Consider the following 18,511-nt stretch of genomic DNA (forward strand, 5'->3'; position numbering starts at 1 on the left):
GTTTCTCGCTGCTTTAGCTGTCGTACTCCCACGAGTGGCGGCCTCGCGACGACTGCCGCGGCCGCGTCCGGAATTCCGCGCGGTGGTCTTCGTCATCTGAGCCCCGGTATCGCACGCGCGACACCGGATGGTGCGTCGAACGCCCGGGATGGCCGTTCGTGGGCTCGAAGCTCGACTCGAACGGATCCTCGAACGGCTCGTAGTCGTCGAAACGGCGGCGGCGCTGCGGCCGGTCATGCGACCCCGCACCGCGGCGCTCACCAGGCGGCTGCTTACGTGGCTCGCGCGGCTGGGTCCGCACCCGGCGGCGCGGCTCCGCAGGTGGCACGAGGGGAGGCTCTGTCGCGCGTGGCGTCCGGGGGCGCCGCGGGCGGTCGGCAGCCACGTCGTCGAGGTCGCCCTCGAGCGGGCGGCTGGGACGTGAACGCGGCGGTGTTGACCGCTTCGTCGGCCTGCGCCCTGTCCGCGCGCCTGCGCCTGCATCGGCCGCGCCGGGCTTGCGACGCCGGTCGCTCGGACGCCGGCGTGGTGGCGCATCGGCGGTCGGATCATCGTCCTCGGATGCCCGCGCCGCGGGTTTGCGGAGAACGAACCCGGAGAATTTCGATGTGATGGATGACACAAACCCGGCGGGTGCCGCCGGGTTTGTGTCCCTGCGGCTCGTCGCAGCCTCCGCCGGGCGTCGGGTCGCGAGGCCGAAATACCACCGGGCCAACCCGATCAGCAACACCGCGGCAGAGGTGAACAACATGAGCGGGAAACGTTCAATGAGCGGATACCCGCAGTTAATCGCCAGGTCTTTCATGCCGCCGAGCTGCCCGCCGTGGAACAAGAAATACGACCCCGGCACAGCAACGAACAAGATCAGCGGCGGCTGGATAACTGCGGTAAACACGCCTGCCTGCCGGACCGCGAGGACGGCCAACAGGCAACCCAAGGCGTAGCAGACCGCGAACACAGAACTGAGTTCTCGATTACCTGACCCCGCGTCGAAAGCAAACCCGATCGCGGTAGCCGTGACGGCCACCAGCACAGCGCCCCACCACGGAACGCCTGCAAAACGGGGGTGTACAGAGCGAAGGTCAGCCGGCACTTCCGACTCTGCGCGCTCTCCTGACACAGGTAGACCGTACCGGCTCTCGCGGGTGGCGTGCTGCCAGCGCGCGCTGGCGTGCCTGTCACACTCTGGCAGACTGTGTTCCCTGTGAGCCTGAACCTGGGAATCGTCGGTTTGCCGAATGTCGGTAAGTCGACCTTGTTCAACGCCTTGACGCGTAACAACGTGCTGGCTGCCAACTACCCGTTCGCGACGATCGAGCCGAACGAGGGTGTCGTGCCGCTGCCGGATCCACGGCTCGATGAGCTCGCCAAGATTTTCGGCTCCGAGAAGATCGTGCCGGCGCCGGTGACGTTCGTCGACATCGCCGGAATCGTCAAAGGCGCCTCGGAAGGCGCGGGCCTCGGGAACAAGTTCCTGGCCAACATCCGCGAATGCGACGCGATTTGCCAGGTGGTCCGGGTGTTCGCCGACGACGACGTCGTTCACGTCGACGGCAAGGTGGACCCGCGCTCCGATATCGAGGTCATCGAGACCGAGCTGATCCTCGCCGACATGCAGACGTTGGAGAAGGCCGTGCCGCGGCTGGAGAAGGAAGCGCGCAACAACAAAGAGCGCAAGCCGGTGCACGAGGCCGCGCTGGCGGCGTCGGACGTGCTGGATTCCGGTAAGACGCTCTTCTCCACCGGCAAGGACTGGTCGATACTGCGCGAACTGAACCTGCTGACCACCAAACCGTTCCTGTACGTGTTCAACGCCGACGAGTCGGTGCTCACCGATGAGGCGCGCGTGGCCGCGTTGCGCGAACTGGTGGCCCCGGCCGATGCGGTGTTCCTCGACGCCAAAATCGAGGCCGAGCTTCTGGAGCTCGACGACGAGTCGGCGGCCGAGCTGCTGGAATCGATCGGGCAGACCGAGCGCGGGCTCGACGCCCTCGCGCGGGCGGGCTTCCACACCCTGAAGCTGCAGACCTATCTGACCGCCGGCCCCAAAGAGGCACGCGCCTGGACCATCCACAAGGGCGACACCGCACCCAAGGCGGCCGGCGTTATCCACACCGACTTCGAGAAGGGCTTCATCAAAGCCGAGGTGGTTTCCTACGACGATCTCGTCGAAGCCGGGTCGATGGCGGCGGCGAAGGCCGCGGGCAAGGTCCGAATGGAAGGCAAGGACTACGTCATGGCCGACGGCGACGTCGTGGAGTTCCGATTCAACGTTTAGGCCGCGCAGGCAAGCGCTTTGAGCGTGGGGGATATGTACGCGATCGGCGCCGTTCTTGTGCCTAGCGCCCACGGTCGGGAGTGTGGGCGCTTCGAGGCCCGCCGTGTGAAACACGTTCATTTTGGGCAAGATGGCAATCTTCGTGAGTTTGCTGTAAGCCGTCACTGGGCGGCATCTCTTGTATGCATAACGGCTCCGTAAATAACACGCGCGCCCCATGGGTCACGCGGGGGTGCCGGGCCGGATGCTCTCGTCAAGTCGGGGACTGGATACTCAGGATGCGTCCGGCGTTCATGGTCACATAGAGTCTTCTGCTCCTATCATCGCACTTCAGTACGTGTTTTTCAGTTGTATGACCGCTCTGCGGCGCGTTTCGACCCGGCCTGAAGTATTTGCGCTCGCGCACATCCATGGCCCTGTCTATGTGGTGCGATGGCGCCATTCGCGGGCGGGTTGCTCAATTCAATGTCGGTGACGATGTCTGGGCTTTGCCGGTCAACAAGTTTGCGGATCTGGCACTACTCAGCTTCTTCTCAGGCTAGAGTCCGACGTGTCCAAGATCACAATGGCTGGAGGTCTCGTCCGATGCATCAATCCTTGCGACCATTCGCCACGGCAGGCGTCGCGCTAACCGCGGCTAGCGCGATCGCGGTGGCTCCAGCCATCGCGCCATTGCCCCCCGACATTCAGGTGCCCCGAATCGCCGCAGCCCAAGTCGGGCTCACCGCCGAAACCGATCTCCTCACCCGATGGATCGAAACGTTCAACACCGCTTCCGAAAACGCCACCACGCTGTCGCAGTTCTACTTCGAAGCCCCCGGCGCGGCGCTGCAGCAGACCATCGTCAACCAGGTCGGCTACCTCGGGGATCTGCTCAATGACCCGGGCAGCATCGGCACCGTCTTCCAGGCCATCGGCGACAACCTGGAGAACGCATTCAACACCGCAACGATGCAGGGTCTGCCCGAGGACATCAACGAATTGATCCCGATCGTTGCTCTGAGCAACGACCCACTTCACACGGTCATCGTGGCGTTCGTGCCGACCTTCCTGCCGGAGGGCACACCCGAGTTCGTCACACCGTTGGTCCATTTCCTGGCGTCACCGGTCAGCGGTGTCCTGATCGGTTTCGCGGGCCCGCTGGTCAGCCCGGTGGTGGCCGCCCTCAACAGCATTCAGGATGGGGATCTGCTCAATCTGCCCGCCAACGTCGTCGACGGCTTCCTGAACGGGGCCACCCTCGACCTCAATGCGCTGGTGCCGTTGATCAACGGAGCTGGGGTACTGCCGGAAGGCACCACCATCAACAGATTGGGCATCGCGTTCGGCGGGCTGCTCAGCCCCGGGGGAACGGGAAATACCATCGGCGGGGAGGTCGGGGAAGGCCCGGTCGGCGGCTCCATCTTCAATTCCATTGACCTGTCGATCACAAGCGATGCGCTCGGCATCCCCTTGACCCTGGACGCACCGGGTGTGGCGGTCGGGCCCATCGGGGCCCTGGCGAACCTGTCGCAGATGATTGCGGGCGCGATCGGCTGGGATGGTGACGGCAACCCGCTTGCCAACCTGACCTTCCCGAAAATCGAGACCGAGCCGGAGAGCGAGGCGCTGGCCGCCGACGCTGCGCCGCCGGCAGCGGCCGCCGAAACCGCGCCTGCCACAGAGGAATCGGCCGCCACGGAAACCGAGGACAAACAAACCGCACCCGAGGAGGCCGGTCAAGACGAAAGCGACACCGTCGTCAAGACCTCCGTCGGTGCCACCGACCTGTCCAACGGCAACAAGGCCGAGCCGGGCAAAACCGGAACCACATCGAGCCGCCCGGGTGAGAAGCTGCGCTCCGCAGTCAAGGAGTTCCGCAGCGACGTCCGCAGCACCGTCAACGAAGTCCGCACCGGTATCCGCGACGCGGTAAAGGCCCTCAACAGCCGGGGCGACAAGGCCGATGCCGGTAGCGCAGCCGGTGCGGGAGATGCTGACGGGGAGGGCAGCGACAGCGGCAGCTGACATCGGCTCAAGGTCCATGCCCGGCCCCTGATAATCGGCTCCCCAACGTGGAGAAGATGGTGAGATTAGGGCGAAGTCGCCATCTTCTCCACGTTCGGGCTTGAGGAGGCCAGCACACGATGGGAACCCTGACTTACGCCGCGACAGTGTCCCTCGACGGCTACGCTGCCGACGCCGACGGTGACTTCCAATGGTCAGCGCCCAGCGATGCCGTGTTCGCCGTCCATCTGGAACGGATGGCGGAGGTGTCGACCGAAGTCTTGGGGCGCAAGACCTATGCACTGATGGATTACTGGGAGACGTATCCGGACGACGACGACCGTCCCCTGGCCGAACGGCAGTTCGCCAAGCGGTGGCAGGCCATCGACAAGGTCGTAGTGTCGTCGACACTGACGCACGATGAGCTCGGGTCGGACCGGGCCCGCCTCGTGCCCGACCTGAGCCTGGACGAGTTGCAGCGGATCGTGGACGGCGCGCAGGGTCTGGTCGAGATATTCGGGCCCACCACCGCGGCCCCGGCGATCCGGGCGGGGCTGGTCGACGATTTCCACTTCTTTGTCGTCCCGAAGATCGTCGGGGGTGGCCTGCGGGCGATTCCCGACGACGTCTCCCTCGACCTGCGCCTCACCGAGCACCGAGTCTTCGACGGGACCGTCCATTTGCGCTACTCGCGCCGCTGAAACGTCGCCTTCGCCGACGTAGCATTCTCTCGTGGGCTTCATCGTCCCGCCCGACGCCTACACGCGTTTCATGGGCCGGTACGCCGCGCCTCTTGCCGAGGTCTTCGTGGCGTTCACCGGCGTCCGCGCCGGTGACGAGGTGCTCGACGTGGGCTGTGGGCCTGGTGCTCTGACGGCTCATCTGCTCGCGGTCGGTGCTGACGTCGCGGCGATCGATCCTTCACCGCCGTTCATCGACGGCATCCGGGAGCGGTTCCCGGCCATCGACGCACGTCTTGGCACGGCGGAGGAATTGCCATACGAGACTGCCTCTTTCGACGCTGCTCTCGCGCAGTTGGTGGTGCACTTCATGAGCGATCCGGTGGTCGGCGTCCGGCAGATGGCACGCGTGACCCGGCGTGGCGGCACGGTCGCGGCATGTGTGTGGGACGGACCGACCGGCGCCCTCGCGCCGTTCTGGGATGCGGTCCACCAGATGGACCCCGAAGCCGAGGATGAGGCACTGCTCTCCGGGGCGCGCGCGGGGCACCTCACCGAGATATTCGAAGCGGCCGGCCTGCATGACGTGAAGGAAGGTCCCGTTGCGGTCGACGTCGCGCATCCCACCTTTGATGAGTGGTGGGAGCCGTACACCTATGGCGTCGGTCCCGCTGGTGATTACGTGCGGCGGCTCGACGGCGACAGTCGGGCTCGGCTCGAATCGGTCGCTCGCGATCGTCTGGGAGACGGACCCTTCAACGTCACCGCCACCGCGTGGGCCGCGCGCGGGACGGTGTGACAGTTGCGGGTGTTCAACCACCACAACATGGGAACCCTTGGAGAAGTCTCGCGCTTCGGATCAACGGCAAAGGGGTCACAGTGGGGCAGGAGTCGGGTGTCTCGGGCATCGAATGGGTCAACCAACAACTCAGTCAGCACTTCGTGGGTCGCTCGCTGGCGCAGATGCGCGTGGGGTCCGGCATTCATCTCGAACTAGGGGATGCCTACGAAATAAGTATCGAGGCGCCGCTGTCAGTCGATCGCAGCGATGAACAATGGGAGGGCGAGCCGCTCAACGTCGACGCCGCCGGTGCGGTGACCCCATTGCTGCACAGCCGGCTCACGTCGGCGAACGTCAGCGCGGACGGCGGTCTGCGTCTCGAGTTCGGCGATGCGGCAATCGAAGTGCCACCTGACGACTCGGGTGCGTCTTGGCGATTGCACGGGCCCGACAACCTGCAGATTGTATGCGCGCCTGGCGGTGGCGTCGCAATGCTGCCTGCCGCCGACGGTTCGTGACCTGCGTCAGGAGAAGTACTGCACGAGACAGAACTCGTGCCCTTCCGGGTCGGACATGACCACGACGACGCCTTCGTCGTAGTCGTGACGGATGCCTGACCAACTTCCGCCCAGCGCCTCTACCTGACGGCGCGCGGCGGCGATGTCGTCGACCTGCACATCGAGATGTAGCCGCACCTTTGTTGTTTTGGGCTCGCGAACGCGTTGAAAGGTGAGCCGCGGCACGGTACCGCTGCGAGATCCGAGCGTCGCCCAATTCGGGTCGTCGCCATGCTCGTTCGTGGGCGGGATGTCGAGAAGTTCGCTCCAGAACAACGACAGCCGCGACGGATCGGCGCAGTCGATGGTCACTCCGGACCAGCGGTTGGGCATGGCATCTCCTTCTCGCTGCCGACCCTGGGCGTCAAGCTTCAGGCCGTGAGCGACAACCCATTTCGGACAGGATCAGTCGGAGTCTCTTGAGGGCATAGTGCAGACGGGACTTGACTGTACCTTCGGCGATGTCGAGGTCATCGGCGATCTGGCCGGTGGTCCAGCCGAGATAGAACGACCGGCTCAGAACGGCCCGGTGTGCTTCGGGCAGTTGTGCCATGGCGTCGGCGATCAGCATCCGATCCAAGGCGGAGTTCACCTCGTCGGGGCCCATACGATCCGGCACCTCCGATGTGTCGGGAGAACAAACCTCGTAGCGAAATCGAGCTGATCGGCTTCCGTCGATCACGATGTTGCGGGCAACGGTGAAAAGCCAAGACCGTAACGGCAGGTCTCCGTCGTTTTGTTGCAGGTGACGCCAGGCGCGCAGCAGGGTTTCCTGTACGACATCCTCGGCTTTGGTGTGATTGCTCGTCAGCCGGAATGCATAGCGTCGCAACGGTTCGACGTGGTTGGCGTAGAGCTCGAGCATCTGATCGGTTGGTTGTTCGACAGTAAGCATCCGACACCTCCGGGACCGGTTGGGTTGCTCAGCTCAGCCTTGCCGGTGTAGGCGGTGAATTCCTCACTGCTGGCCACAATCCGCTATACCGGCCAGCAGGTATAGGCCGTCACTCAGTCTTCGATGACAGCAATCTCGTCGCCGAGCTGGTAACCGGCCGTGAGTGGTAGCTGATCGCCGCTCCAGAAAGAGCCGGGATCAAACCAGTTGTAGTGCTTTTCCGTCGTCAACAGGCCCATTTCCTCGTAGGTGATGGCTACCGTCTCCGCGCAGTACGCGGTCTCCAGGCCCGCCTGGCGTTTGCGGGTTCTCTTGCGCTCGGCCGATTCGCGAACTTTGCTGTGTACAAGCGGAATTCCCCGGGTGAAGTCGCTGATGACGGGTAGCCGCCCGCGCAGCCAGCGGCCGGTGAGCCGCGCCGTGGTGGGAAACGCCGTGCCGTTCATTCGGGCGATGACCTTGAGGAGGGCGTCTTCCTGTTCCCGGGTGGCATATGGCGTGAGTTGACGGAGCCAGCAGCGCTGCCCGTAGTTGTGCATCCAGCGTTCGACGGCTTGACGGGCATCGTTGAGCTGCACACCGCGGTGGTTGGTACCCGTCCACATGTCGAGCAGCTTGTCGCCGAGCTCGGCATGCCAGATCAGTGGCGGCAGGTCGTCGATCGCGACGGTCATCCCGACATGGTTGACCGGGCTGTTCGTCAGCGTCTGGATCGCCCGATCCGGCCCTGACCCGCCGCGAAACAGCCAGATGTCACCGGTCCGGGTTTCCTCCAGCGCTTTCGTCAGCGGCACCGTGTTCGCGTTCACGTGCGCAGCTTAGGCACACTTTGTGCATGCGCAGCATCTGGAAGTGGATCGGGCTTGCCGGTGTCGCCGGTGTCGTGGCGGGCGGCGTGATGGTTGCCCGCGATCAGCGCCGCCGCAACGCCTACACGCCGCAGGACATCCGCGAGCGGCTCCATCAGCGGCTGGCCGAGGCGGAAAGTTCGCAGGGCACCACAAGCCCATAGCGCTTCCCTTGCGCGAGCGTGCGTGTCTGTCCGTCGACACGCCGTGAATTAGCGGCATTTTGCGCACGTTCGTCAACGTAAAGCCTTGCGCAACAGGGCTTGTCGGTGGTTCGAACTAGTGTTCGATACATGGACTCGTCCGTGGCTGACCGGCTCGCTGCGTTACGCGCGGCGGTCGCCGCGGTGCGTGCTCTGCCGTGGGGAGCGCTATCCGAAGCCGACCTGCTGGGGGTGTGTGCCGGGATCCAAGAGGTTCGCAATCTGGTGCCGGTGGTGGAGCATGCCGCGATCAGTGCGCTGTCGGAGTGCACGACGCCGGCGGCGGTCGGGGCGAAGTCGTGGCCGGAGGCGTTGCGGATCCGGTTGCGGATATCGGGGACCGAGGCGCGGCGCCGCTGTCGGGATGCGATGAACTTCGGGCCACGCCGGTCGGTGACCGGCGAGACGTTGCCACCACGGCGCGCGGCGACCGCGGCGGCGCAGGCCGGTGGCTGGGTGACTCCCGACCATATTGATGAGTTGGAGACGTTTTTCACCAAATGCCCCGATTGGATCGATGCGGCGCGGCGTGCGGTGTTCGAAGAACGACTGGTGGCGGTGGCGGCCACGGAGACCCCGGAGACGTTGCGCCAGACCGTCGCCGAAGCCCTGTACCTGCTCAACCAGGATGGCGAGGAACCCGTCGACGCTGCTGAGCGTAAGCGAGGCATCGTCGTTCATCCGCAGCAACCCGACGGCACCTCGAAGGTATCAGGATGGCTGAACGCCGAAGGCCGCGCCGTGGTCGAACCCCTGCTGGCGAAGTACGCTGCCCCCGGGATGTGCAACCCCGACGACGAATCACCCTGCGTGGCGGGATCACCCTCTGAGGAAGCGATCGAGGCCGATACCCGCACCGCCGCGCAACGCAATCACGACGCCCTGGTGGCGATCGGTCGTAATGCGTTGATGTCCGGGGATTTGGGTCAGCATAACGGGTTGCCGGTGTCGTTGATCGTCACCACCACCCTGGCCGAACTCGAAGCCGGCGCGGGGATCGCGGTCACCGGCGGCGGCTCGAAACTCCCCATCCCCGACGTGATCCGCCTCGCCGCGCATGCCTGGCACTATCTGGCGGTGTTCGACGACGCCACCCTGGTGCCGTTGTATTTCGGGCGCACCAAACGCATCGCCACCCCCGCCCAACGCCTGGTGTTGTTCGCCCGTGACCGTGGCTGCACCCGCCCCGGCTGCACCGCCGGCGGTTATCGCTGCCAAGCCCACCACGCCCAACAAGACTGGACCGTGGGCGGGCAAACCAACATCGACGAACTCGCCCTGTCCTGCGGGCCCGACAACCGCCTGGTCGCCAAGGGCAAGTGGACCACGACCATGCGCAACGGCCGCTGCGAATGGACCCCACCACCCCTACTCGACACGGGCCAAGCGCGCGTCAACAACTACCACCACCCCCAGACCTACCTCACCGACAACGACGAAGACGACGAGGCCGGATAGACGCGATTACCAGCCTTCGGTGAGCACCCGGTCGAGTGCGTCGACGTAGAAGTCGGCGGACTCGGTGTCGATGCACAGTGGCGGCTTGGTCTTGAGGATGTTCTGGTGATCGCCCGTGGGCTGGATGATCACGCCCAGCTCCAGCATGCGGTCGCAGATCAATGCCGTCTCCTCGGTCGCCGGCTCCAAAGTGTCTGGGTCGCGGACCATCTCGACACCCAGGTACAGGCCGACCCCGTGCACGGTTCCGATGATGGGGTGCTTGGTGACAAGCGCCTGCAGCCGTGACTTCAGATGCGCGCCGACGCGAGAAGCGTTCTCCTGCAGTCGCTCGTCGTGCAGTACGTCGAGCACCGTCATGCCGATCGCGCACGACAGCGGGCTGCCGCCGGTGGAGGAGAAGAAGTACCCCTGGCTGCGGAACGCCTCGGCGATCTCGCGGCTCGTGACGACCGCGCCCAGTGGGTAGCCATTGCCCGTCGACTTGGCCATCGACACGATGTCGGGCACGACGCCCTGCTGTTGAAATCCCCAGAACCATTCGCCAAGGCGGCCATAGCCCACCTGGACCTCGTCGGCGACGGCATATCCGCCGTTGGCGCGCACCGCCCCGTAGACCTGCTCCAGATAGCCATCGGGCAGGGCCATGCCACCGGCGTTGCCGTACACGGTCTCGCAGATGAACGCCGCGGGGGCACGCCCATCGGCCGCCAGTTGTTCGATCTGGGCCACTGCCTCGACGGCGTAGCGGCCGACCTCGGCGCCGCGGTACTTGCCACGGAAGCTGTTGGGAGACTCCACGGTGTGGACCCAATCCGGCCGGGTGGCAAGGGCATTCGGATTGTCGGCAGTCGACGTGGACACGGCGTCGGTGCCGTACGTCCAGCCGTGGTAGGCCTCGCGCATCGCCACCACGTCGGGGCGTCCCGCGGCCGCGATGGCCAACCGCAGTGCGAGGTCGCTGGCCTCTGAACCGGAATTGACCAGGAACACCGTGTCCAGCGGATCGGGCAGCAGCCCGGCGAGCCGTTCGCTGAACTCGACCACCGCGGCGTAGTTGAACCGCGAGTTCGTGTTCAGCTTGCGCAGCTGGCGTGCGGCGGTGTCGGCCACGCGGGGATGGGCGTGCCCCAGCACGGTCACGTTGTTGACCATGTCGAGATAGCAGCGCCCGCTCGTCGACATCAGGAAATGCCGCCAGCCGCGTTCGATGCGCGGTGGCTGCCGGTAGTAGTGCTCCTGGACGGGCGCGAAAGCCCGGTCGCGGCGAGCCACCAGATCGCTGTCGACCGAATCGCTTGCCAGCGTTGGTAATCCGAGAAGCGGGCGGGGATCCAGGCTCAGCGCCAACCATCCCGGGGCCAAGCTCGGTGTGCTCAGCGTGGGGGCCACCGGTGACCCGGCCGCGCGAACGGCAAGCTCGATGCGCCGGCCCGGCTCGATGACGCCTAACGCGGCGCCTTCGGTCGCGGCAACACCCGTCACCGTCAGCTCGTAGTCACGGCCGCGGTATGTCACCGCGTCCGCCGACCGGTCGACGACCTCGCCGTCGAACGGAGCCACCAACTCGACGGGTTCGGCGGCCCACACGCTGATGCCGGTCGGCACCACGGCGGGCTCCTCCTGGCTCAGGGCAGGCGCGCACGCCGGTCGCGGCTGACCGAACTGCGTCACCACCACACGAGCCCCGTCCGAGAGTGCGGCCCTTGCCATTTCGTTCTCGACACCGGGCCGCACCCAACCGCCCCGCTGGAATGCCGAATCCAAGGTGTCCGAGGTCGCGGACAGATCGAGCGTCACCACCGATTCGGCGGTGAGTCCGGTGATCATGGGCGTGGTGGCTTCGGCCCGCGCGGGCTCGGTGTTCATGCCGAGCTCGGCTTTGATCAGGGCCGTCATGACGTCGAACGGCACGGAGGTGGCCTGCTCGAACATGCGCCACTCGCCGTCGGACTGTTCGGTGACGTAGTCGTTGTCCGGGTCGAGGTTCGCCTGCTGCGCTCCGCTGACGATCAGCACCGCGGTTCGCAGAACCAGCAACGGCCAAAATGCCTCCACCTCAGCAACACTGAGTGGCCGGATATCGTGGAACGCCCGGATGCCGGGAAGCACCGAGGTGGGATCGCTGCCGGGATGCTGCAGTACCGACGACAGCGTGATCGCCAATTCGGCGACGGCCCAACTGTCGGTCAGATCGCCGAAGTCGATGATTCCGTCGGGATGTACGACGCCGCCGGTCGCCGGTGTCACGACGACGTTCGCGTCGGTGAGATCCATGTGGATCGCTTGCCGGGGCAACGCGTCGGCGAGCGGCTCGATGCGTGCCCACGCCTCGCGGGCCGCGGTCGCAAGCAGCTCGCGGTGCGTCGCGTCGGCGACGTGTGATACCAGCGTGGTGACCACATCGGCCCCATACCGCAGATCCCACTGCAGGATTCGGTCGAGACCAGGGTGGCTGAACTCGGCCAGCGCGCGCGTGACGCGGCCGGCGAGCGCACCCAGTTCGGCGACGACGGCCGGCCGCAGGTAACCGGATTCCAGCAGCGCGCCGCCGGGCAGGTAGCGCAGCAGGCGCACGTACGCCGTTCCATCGACCAAACCCGTTACGGCCGTGCGGTTGTCGCCATCGCTGTTCGGCAGGGCTACGGCGATCCGCAAGTTCGGCTCGGTCTGCGCGATGAGCTCCGCTGCGAGGTCCTGGGCCTCCAGCTCAGTTTCGTTGAACGCCGGGTTGGCGATCTTGAGCACGCCGAGGATTTCGTCGTCCTGGCTGACCAGGAAGTTCTTATCCTGTTGACTGCCGAGCGATTTCACCTGTGCGCGCAGGCCGTAATGCGTGGCGAGGATGCCCTCGGCCTGCGATTCGGTGACGTGCGGTGCCGGTAGTTCCGGTTCGGCAAGAAAGTTGAAGCCGACAGTACGGCGATCGGTCGTCATCGGCCCACGAACTCGACGACGACTGCGGAGAACGCGTCGTTGTCGTCGCCGGCGGCGGTGTGCCCGGCGTCGGACAACTCGACGAATTCTGCTGCGGGAACCTTCTCCAGGAAGTCCTGAACACCTTCTGTGCTGACCACATCGGATAGTTTGCCTCGGATCAACAGGATCGGGATAGTCAGGTTGATCGCCGCTTGCTCCAGCTTCTCCACCCGGATGAACGGGTCATCTTCTGGCTTCGTCAGGAACGCCGGATCCCAATGCCAATACCAGCGGCCGTCGCGCTGCCGCAGATTCTTCTTCAGCCCCTCGGGGCTGCGCGGCTTGGTGCGGTGGGGCAGATACGCGGCGACGGCTTCGGCGGCCTGCTCCAACGAATCGAACCCGTGCACGTGGTTGAACATGAAATCGCGGATGCGCGCACTCCCGGACTTCTCGAACCTCGGCACAACGTCGACGAGCACCAACTTCGTCACCAACTCCGGCCCGGCTTCATGAGCCGCGAGAATCCCGGTCAACCCGCCCATGCTCGCGCCGATCAGCACCACCGGGCGGCCGACCTGGTAGAGCACCTGCAGGATGTCCCCGCACAACGCCTCCACCGAATAGTTGGCGCTGGGGGAGCGGTCGCTGTCCCCGTGCCCGCGCGAGTCGAGCGCAATCACGTGGAGCCCGCGGTCGGCCAGGATCTGCCCGGTGTTCTTCCACGAGTGCCGGTTCTGCCCGCCACCGTGCAGCAGCAGCACGGTCGGGCGGTCGGCGGCCGACTCGGCGCCCTTGTTCCACTCGTCGCCGACCAAGTTCAGGTCATCGACACCGCGGAACGTGACGGTCTGCGATTGGCTGTTAGCAGTGCTCACGAACTTCCTCTCGGCGCGCCCCCGCAGTCACGTTACTAAGGCCGGGCGTTGCCGAGAATGCGGGCAGGGGGAGTTCGGGAAGCAGCCCGGGTGCCGCCGATGACGGTGTGACGGGCGCCACGTACTTTGGATCGCACGCGTGTTTACAGCAGGCGTGCGATTCGTAGTGCACCGAGGAGTGGATCTATGGCAGACGACAGCCCCGACGACGAGTCGGTCGAGTCGCCGGAAGCCGGGGATGCGAAACGGCCGGCCGGGGAAACGGCTGTTGGCGAGGCTGACGCCGCGCCTGAGCCCGAGGCCCGGTCGATGTCGCGGATCAGGCTGGGCGCGCTGGTCGGTCTTGCCCTGGTCGTGGTGCTCGCCGGGCTGACGGGCTGGCTCGGGTACGTCGCCTACCAGTCGCACACCGACGAGCGGCACCGCGACATGATGGTGGAGGCCGGCAGGCAGGCGGCGCTGAGCCTGACCAACGTCGGCTGGGAGACGGCCGACGCCGATGTTCAGCGGGTGCTCGACTCGGCCAGTGGCAAGTTCTACGACGACTTCCAGAAGCGTGCCGAGTCCTACCGCGAGGTCGTCAAGCAGGTGAAGTCGAAGTCGGAGGGCATCATCACCGGTTCGTCCCTCGAATCGCTATCCGACGGCCAAGCCAAGGTGCTCGTGTCGGTGACTGTGAAGTCGAGCAACGCGGGCGTGCCGGAACAGGCGCCGCAGTACTGGCGAATGGTGTTGACGGTGCAGGAGAACCAGGGCACGGCGAAGGTTTCCGAAGTGGAGTTCGTGGAGTGAGCGGAAGGCACAGCCTCCGGGCGTTCGAGAAGGCGGATGCGAAGGCCGCAGAGGAGAAGCCGGTCGAGGACCCGGCCGAGGAGAAGCCGATCGAGGATCCGGTCGAGGATCCCGCCGAAGAAACAGCGGACGAGTCGCCCGAAGCAGACGACGTCGACGCCGAGCCCGAACGGCCGGCCGAACCCGCGCGGCAGACCCCATGGTCGGGGATCGTCGTCTTCGCGATGCTGCCCGCGCTGGCCCTGTTGCTGGCGGCCGGATCGGCGTTTCTGAAGTGGCAGATCGTCTCGGAGCGGGAAAGTGCCACCGCCCGAACAGAATCGGTCGAGGCTGCCAAGGACATCACAATCCAGATGTTGTCGTATGAACCGAACACGGTCGAGCAGCACCTCAATTCGGTGCTCGACCGGTTGACCGGCGATTTCCTCAGCACATACACCACGATGATCCGCACGACCATCATTCCCGGCGCGACGGCGCAACGTGTCACCGCGCAAGCCGAGGTGCCCGCGATAGGCTCGGTGACGGCGAGCGCTGATCGCGCCGAAGTGATGCTCTACCTCAACCAGTTCGTCACCGTGGGCGACCAGCCGCCGCAGAAGACCCCGTCGACCGTACGGGCCACGATGGTGCGTGAGGATGGACGTTGGCTGATGTCTCAGTTCGAGCCGGTGAAGCCGTGACGGAGCCGCGTTGGCTCGACGTCACCGCGCCCGCGGTGCAGTTGCGAGCGCTGGTCTGGGGACCCGATGACGGACCGGTCGCGTTGTGCCTGCACGGTTTTCCCGACACTGCCTACGGGTGGCGAGAAGTCGCACCGGTGCTCGCCGACGCCGGCTGGAAGGTCGTCGCGCCGTTTCTGCGGGGCTATGTGCCGTCATCGATCCCGACGGACGGCAGCTACCACGTCGGCGCGCTCATGGACGACGCGCTGCGTGTCCTGGAAGCATCGGGGCGCACCGGACGCGATGTTCTCATCGGTCATGACTGGGGAGCCATCGCCGCGTCGGGGCTGGCCGCCATGCCCGACAGCCCGTTCGACAAGAGCGTGATCATGTCCGTGCCGCCTGCCGCGTCATTTCGGCCGCTGGGCCGCGTCGCCGACAGCGGCAAACTCGCAAAGCAGTTGCCCCGCCAGCTGCTGCGCAGCTGGTACATGCTGTATTTCCAATTGCCCTGGCTGCCAGAGCGTTCGGCGTCCTGGGTGGTGCCCCGGTTGTGGCGGCAGTGGTCGCCGGGCTTCAACGCCGCCGAGGACGTCCGCCATGTCGACGCCGCGATCGGCGCACCGGAACGGTGGCGGGCCGCGATCGGCTACTACCGGGCCATGCTGCGCTGGACGACCCCGCCGGCCGCCTACGCCAAACTGCACGAGCACTGGTTGTCGGCGCCGGTATTGCCGACGCTCTATCTGCACGGCACCGACGATGGCTGCGCCGCACCCGATTACGCGCGCTGGGTGCGAGACATCCTGCCCGACGGCAGCGCGGTGGGCATCGTCGAACGAGCAGGACATTTCATGCAGCTCGACCAGCCGGATGTGGTCGCGGGCCGAATCCTCGACTTCATCGACAGCGCCAAGGAGCAGTGACGCGTGCGCCGACTGGCGGCAGTCGACGCTCAGACCTGGTGGATGTCGGCCAAGCTTCCCAGCGACCAGTTCCTGCTCTACGGGTTCGACGGCTCGCCGACCGATCTCGGCCGCGCGCTCGCCGAGGTGCGCAGGCGTGCGGAGGAGGGTCCGGAATTGGCATTGCGGGTCCGCGACGGGTTCCGGCTGACCTATCCCGCCTGGGTGCAACGCCGGGCCGGTGACGACCAGTTCGTGGTGCACGACCTCGGTGGCCCCAGCTGGAACGACTGCCTGGACGCGGTCGCCGGGCTCGCCGATCACCAGCTCGACGCGACGAGTGCAACGTGGCGGCTGCATGTATTCCCCGGTGTGCGTGGGGTTCCCGGCGTGGCCGCATCGGGTGCCGTGGCCGTGCTGCAGGTCGCGCATGTCCTCGGCGACGGCATCCGCTCGTCGGCGCTTGCCGCCTGGTTGTTCGGGCGGCAAGAAGCCGTCCCTGCTGTGCCGGCGGAGCGCTTCGTCGGCGCCACGCTGCCGTGGCGGGCGGCTTCAGCCGCGCGCACGCATCGACAATTGGTCGCCGACGAGAAGTCCGGCGCTGTGCCCGCGCAGGCCCCGTCGCGGCCCGCACGGCGCAGCAATTCCCGGCCCGCGGGGGCGCGGTGGGTCCGCACGATCGTGCGGCCGCGGGCTCGCATCCCGGGCCCGACGGTGACGGTCGCGGTGCTGGCGGCGGTGTCGGCTGCGCTCAGTGATCATCTGCGCACATTCGGAGAGGATCCGGCCGGCCTCGGCGCGGAGGTGCCCATGGCCAAAGCCGGAGTTCGTCACGCCCACAATCACTTCGGCAACGTCGGCATCGGGTTGTACCCCGAACTCGACCATGCCGAGCGCATCGCGCACATCGCCCACGACCTCGCGCAACGTCGCAGTCGTGCCCGGCATCCGGCGATGGCGGCAGCGAGCCGCGCGTTCGCGGCCACGCCTGCGCCGCTATTGCGATGGGGCGTGGCGCAATTCGATCCGACGCTGCGATCCCCGGTGGTCACCGGCAACACGGTGGTCTCGAGCGTCAACCGAGGTGCGGCGGATCTGCGCTTCGGGGACGCGCCGGTGGTGGTGACGGCGGGCTACCCGGCGCTGTCGCCGATGATGGGCCTGACCCATGGCGTGCACGGCATCGGCGACACCCTCGCCGTCAGCGTGCACGCGGCCGAGTCGGCGGTCGGCGATGTCGACGCCTACGTCGAGCGGTTGGCGCAGGCGCTCGGCTAACTCGGGCGCAGCGCGGCGATACCGGTGTCGAGTGCGGCCTCCAAGTAGCTCAGATCACCGGTGGCCAGCATGATGCCGACGCCGCCTTGGATACCGGCCAGCAGTGCGGCGCCCACCCGGTCCGCGTCGAGATCGTCGGCGGCCTTGCCTTGTGCCTGCATCGAGCGGATGCCCGCGGTGATCTCGTCGTGCCACTGCCGCAGCAGGGCCTTCGTGACGGCTTGCGCGCCTGGCGTGCTGCGGCCGATCTCCGACATCAGCATGCTCAGCGGACAACTCTGGCCTTGACGCCGGTAGCGGTCCACCACCGCGTCGCGCCAGCGCTGCCAGGCCGCCCACGACGTCAGCTCACCCAAATAGGGCTGCTGGTCTTCGAGCACCATCCTGGCCTCGTGCTCGGCCACCGCGAGCAGGAGCTCGTCCTTGCCCTCGGGAAAGTAGTGGAACAGCTGGCTTTTGGAGGTGTGCGTGCGGGCCCGGATATCGTCGAGCGTGGTCTCGGCCACGCCGCGGCCGCGGATCTCGGCTGCCGCGCCTTCGATGATGCGCCGCCGGGTGGCCTCGCCCTTGGCGGTGAATTTCTGGACTTGCAGGTCCATTTTCATGGCAGTACACCTGGACTCATGAGTCCAAAGAATACGCGGCTCGCGGGCCGCACAGCATTGGTAACCGGGTCGACCGGAGGCTTGGGCGTCGCTGTCGCGGCGGCATTGGCGGCCGAGGGCGCGTTCGTCATCGTCAGTGGCCGTAACAAGGAGCGCGGCGACGCCGTCGTCGCAGATATCCGCGCCGCGGGCGGCCGGGCCGAATTCGTCGCCGCCGACCTCGGCGCGGGGGAGGCCGAAGTGCGCCGGCTGGCCGAGCAAGCCGCCGCAGCGGCAGGCGGGCATCTCGACATCCTGGTCAACAACGCCGCGTTGTGGGCGATGCCGGAACCGTCCGAGGAAATCTCCGGGCAGACCCTGCTGGAGTCCTACCAGACCAACGTCATCGCACCCTTCTTGCTGACCGGTGCACTGGCGCCGGCGATGGCCGAGCGTGGCCACGGTGTCGTCGTCAACATCGGCTCGATCACGGGCCTGATCGGCGGTGACAAGTCGGCGCTCTACAACTCGACGAAGGCGGCCGTGCATTCGCTGACGAAGTCGTGGGCGGCCGAGTACGGCCCACGAGGTGTGCGGGTCAACGCGGTGGCCCCCGGACCGATCGCGACCGAACGCGCCGCCGACGTGGCCGACGAGGTCGCCCCGGTGCTGGCCCGCATCCCGTCGCGCCGGATGAGCACGCCCGAGGAGGTCGCCGCTGCCGTGGTCTTTCTGGCCGGCGACGACGCCGCGAACATCCACGGCGTGATCCTCAGTGTGGATGGGGGCTGGGCAGCGACTTAA

Annotated in this window: 19 protein-coding genes; 12 read left to right on the forward strand and 7 right to left on the reverse strand. The window is 66.4% G+C overall.

Going from position 1 to position 18,511, the window contains the following annotated elements:
- Positions 1-13: 13 nt before the first annotated feature.
- A complete protein-coding gene (locus ACRCUN_RS07180) occupies positions 14-1,120 on the reverse strand; it encodes a DUF6542 domain-containing protein (protein ID WP_462140936.1) in 1,107 nt (368 codons plus the stop codon).
- 84 nt (positions 1,121-1,204) lie between these two features.
- On the opposite strand from ACRCUN_RS07180, the gene ychF reads away from it, so the two are divergent.
- The 5 genes from ychF to ACRCUN_RS07205 all read left to right on the forward strand — a co-directional run bounded on the left by ychF (position 1,205) and on the right by ACRCUN_RS07205 (position 6,243).
- A complete protein-coding gene (gene ychF, locus ACRCUN_RS07185) occupies positions 1,205-2,278 on the forward strand; it encodes a redox-regulated ATPase YchF (protein WP_462140937.1) in 1,074 nt (357 codons plus the stop codon).
- A 585-nt stretch (positions 2,279-2,863) separates the two neighbouring features.
- The gene (gene gjpA, locus ACRCUN_RS07190; protein WP_462140938.1) at positions 2,864-4,285 is read left to right on the forward strand and encodes an outer membrane porin GjpA; all 1,422 of its coding nucleotides are present in this window, start codon (positions 2,864-2,866) and stop codon (positions 4,283-4,285) included.
- Between the two features lie 119 nt (positions 4,286-4,404).
- On the forward strand, positions 4,405-4,965 hold the full coding sequence (locus ACRCUN_RS07195; protein ID WP_462140939.1) for a dihydrofolate reductase family protein: 561 nt from the start codon (positions 4,405-4,407) through the stop codon (positions 4,963-4,965).
- 31 nt (positions 4,966-4,996) lie between these two features.
- Entirely contained in the window at positions 4,997-5,743 is a 747-nt protein-coding gene (locus ACRCUN_RS07200; RefSeq protein ID WP_462140940.1) for a class I SAM-dependent methyltransferase, read from the forward strand.
- Positions 5,744-5,823: 80 nt separating this feature from the next.
- The gene (locus ACRCUN_RS07205; protein ID WP_462140941.1) at positions 5,824-6,243 is read left to right on the forward strand and encodes a DUF6188 family protein; all 420 of its coding nucleotides are present in this window, start codon (positions 5,824-5,826) and stop codon (positions 6,241-6,243) included.
- 6 nt (positions 6,244-6,249) lie between these two features.
- Here ACRCUN_RS07205 and ACRCUN_RS07210 read toward each other — a convergent pair whose 3' ends face one another.
- The 3 genes from ACRCUN_RS07210 to ACRCUN_RS07220 all read right to left on the reverse strand — a co-directional run bounded on the left by ACRCUN_RS07210 (position 6,250) and on the right by ACRCUN_RS07220 (position 7,986).
- Positions 6,250-6,615, reverse strand: coding sequence for a VOC family protein (locus ACRCUN_RS07210; RefSeq protein WP_462140942.1), 366 nt, complete (start codon positions 6,613-6,615; stop codon positions 6,250-6,252).
- A 31-nt stretch (positions 6,616-6,646) separates the two neighbouring features.
- A complete protein-coding gene (locus ACRCUN_RS07215; RefSeq protein WP_462140943.1) occupies positions 6,647-7,177 on the reverse strand; it encodes a sigma-70 family RNA polymerase sigma factor in 531 nt (176 codons plus the stop codon).
- Between the two features lie 113 nt (positions 7,178-7,290).
- Positions 7,291-7,986 carry a guanylate cyclase gene (locus ACRCUN_RS07220; RefSeq protein ID WP_462140944.1) on the reverse strand — a complete coding sequence of 232 codons (696 nt, stop codon included), beginning with the start codon at positions 7,984-7,986 and terminating at the stop codon, positions 7,291-7,293.
- A 26-nt stretch (positions 7,987-8,012) separates the two neighbouring features.
- Here ACRCUN_RS07220 and ACRCUN_RS07225 point away from each other — a divergent pair, with 26 nt between their 5' ends.
- Entirely contained in the window at positions 8,013-8,189 is a 177-nt protein-coding gene (locus ACRCUN_RS07225) for a hypothetical protein (protein WP_462140945.1), read from the forward strand.
- A 129-nt stretch (positions 8,190-8,318) separates the two neighbouring features.
- Positions 8,319-9,686 (forward strand): HNH endonuclease signature motif containing protein, encoded by a 1,368-nt coding sequence (locus ACRCUN_RS07230; protein WP_462140946.1) that lies wholly within the window; start codon positions 8,319-8,321, stop codon positions 9,684-9,686.
- A 6-nt stretch (positions 9,687-9,692) separates the two neighbouring features.
- Here the strand turns inward: ACRCUN_RS07230 and ACRCUN_RS07235 are convergent, their stop codons facing one another.
- Both ACRCUN_RS07235 and ACRCUN_RS07240 read right to left on the reverse strand, forming a co-directional pair.
- Positions 9,693-12,623 (reverse strand): aminotransferase, encoded by a 2,931-nt coding sequence (locus tag ACRCUN_RS07235; protein ID WP_462140947.1) that lies wholly within the window; start codon positions 12,621-12,623, stop codon positions 9,693-9,695.
- The gene (locus ACRCUN_RS07240) at positions 12,620-13,483 is read right to left on the reverse strand and encodes an alpha/beta fold hydrolase (RefSeq protein ID WP_462140948.1); all 864 of its coding nucleotides are present in this window, start codon (positions 13,481-13,483) and stop codon (positions 12,620-12,622) included. Before ACRCUN_RS07240 ends, ACRCUN_RS07235 begins: the two co-directional genes overlap by 4 nt.
- A gap of 186 nt (positions 13,484-13,669) precedes the next feature.
- Between ACRCUN_RS07240 and ACRCUN_RS07245 the strand changes: the two genes are divergently transcribed.
- From ACRCUN_RS07245 to ACRCUN_RS07260, 4 genes are read left to right on the forward strand one after another with little or no spacing between them, the layout of a single operon-like run.
- Complete coding sequence (locus tag ACRCUN_RS07245) at positions 13,670-14,275, forward strand: Rv1363c family protein (protein ID WP_462140949.1); 606 nt, start codon at positions 13,670-13,672, stop codon at positions 14,273-14,275.
- Complete coding sequence (locus tag ACRCUN_RS07250) at positions 14,272-14,958, forward strand: hypothetical protein (protein WP_462140950.1); 687 nt, start codon at positions 14,272-14,274, stop codon at positions 14,956-14,958. The genes ACRCUN_RS07245 and ACRCUN_RS07250 overlap by 4 nt, the downstream gene beginning before the upstream one ends.
- Entirely contained in the window at positions 14,955-15,866 is a 912-nt protein-coding gene (locus tag ACRCUN_RS07255) for an alpha/beta fold hydrolase (RefSeq protein WP_462140951.1), read from the forward strand. The genes ACRCUN_RS07250 and ACRCUN_RS07255 overlap by 4 nt, the downstream gene beginning before the upstream one ends.
- A gap of 3 nt (positions 15,867-15,869) precedes the next feature.
- Entirely contained in the window at positions 15,870-17,123 is a 1,254-nt protein-coding gene (locus ACRCUN_RS07260) for a WS/DGAT domain-containing protein (protein ID WP_462140952.1), read from the forward strand.
- Here the strand turns inward: ACRCUN_RS07260 and ACRCUN_RS07265 are convergent.
- Positions 17,120-17,722 carry a TetR/AcrR family transcriptional regulator gene (locus ACRCUN_RS07265; RefSeq protein WP_462140978.1) on the reverse strand — a complete coding sequence of 201 codons (603 nt, stop codon included), beginning with the start codon at positions 17,720-17,722 and terminating at the stop codon, positions 17,120-17,122. The two genes, ACRCUN_RS07260 and ACRCUN_RS07265, sit on opposite strands and share 4 nt — an antisense overlap.
- 24 nt (positions 17,723-17,746) lie before the next feature.
- Here ACRCUN_RS07265 and ACRCUN_RS07270 point away from each other — a divergent pair, with 24 nt between their 5' ends.
- Positions 17,747-18,511 carry an SDR family NAD(P)-dependent oxidoreductase gene (locus ACRCUN_RS07270; protein ID WP_462140953.1) on the forward strand — a complete coding sequence of 255 codons (765 nt, stop codon included), beginning with the start codon at positions 17,747-17,749 and terminating at the stop codon, positions 18,509-18,511.

It is taken from the genome of Mycobacterium venezuelense, assembly GCF_054919535.1.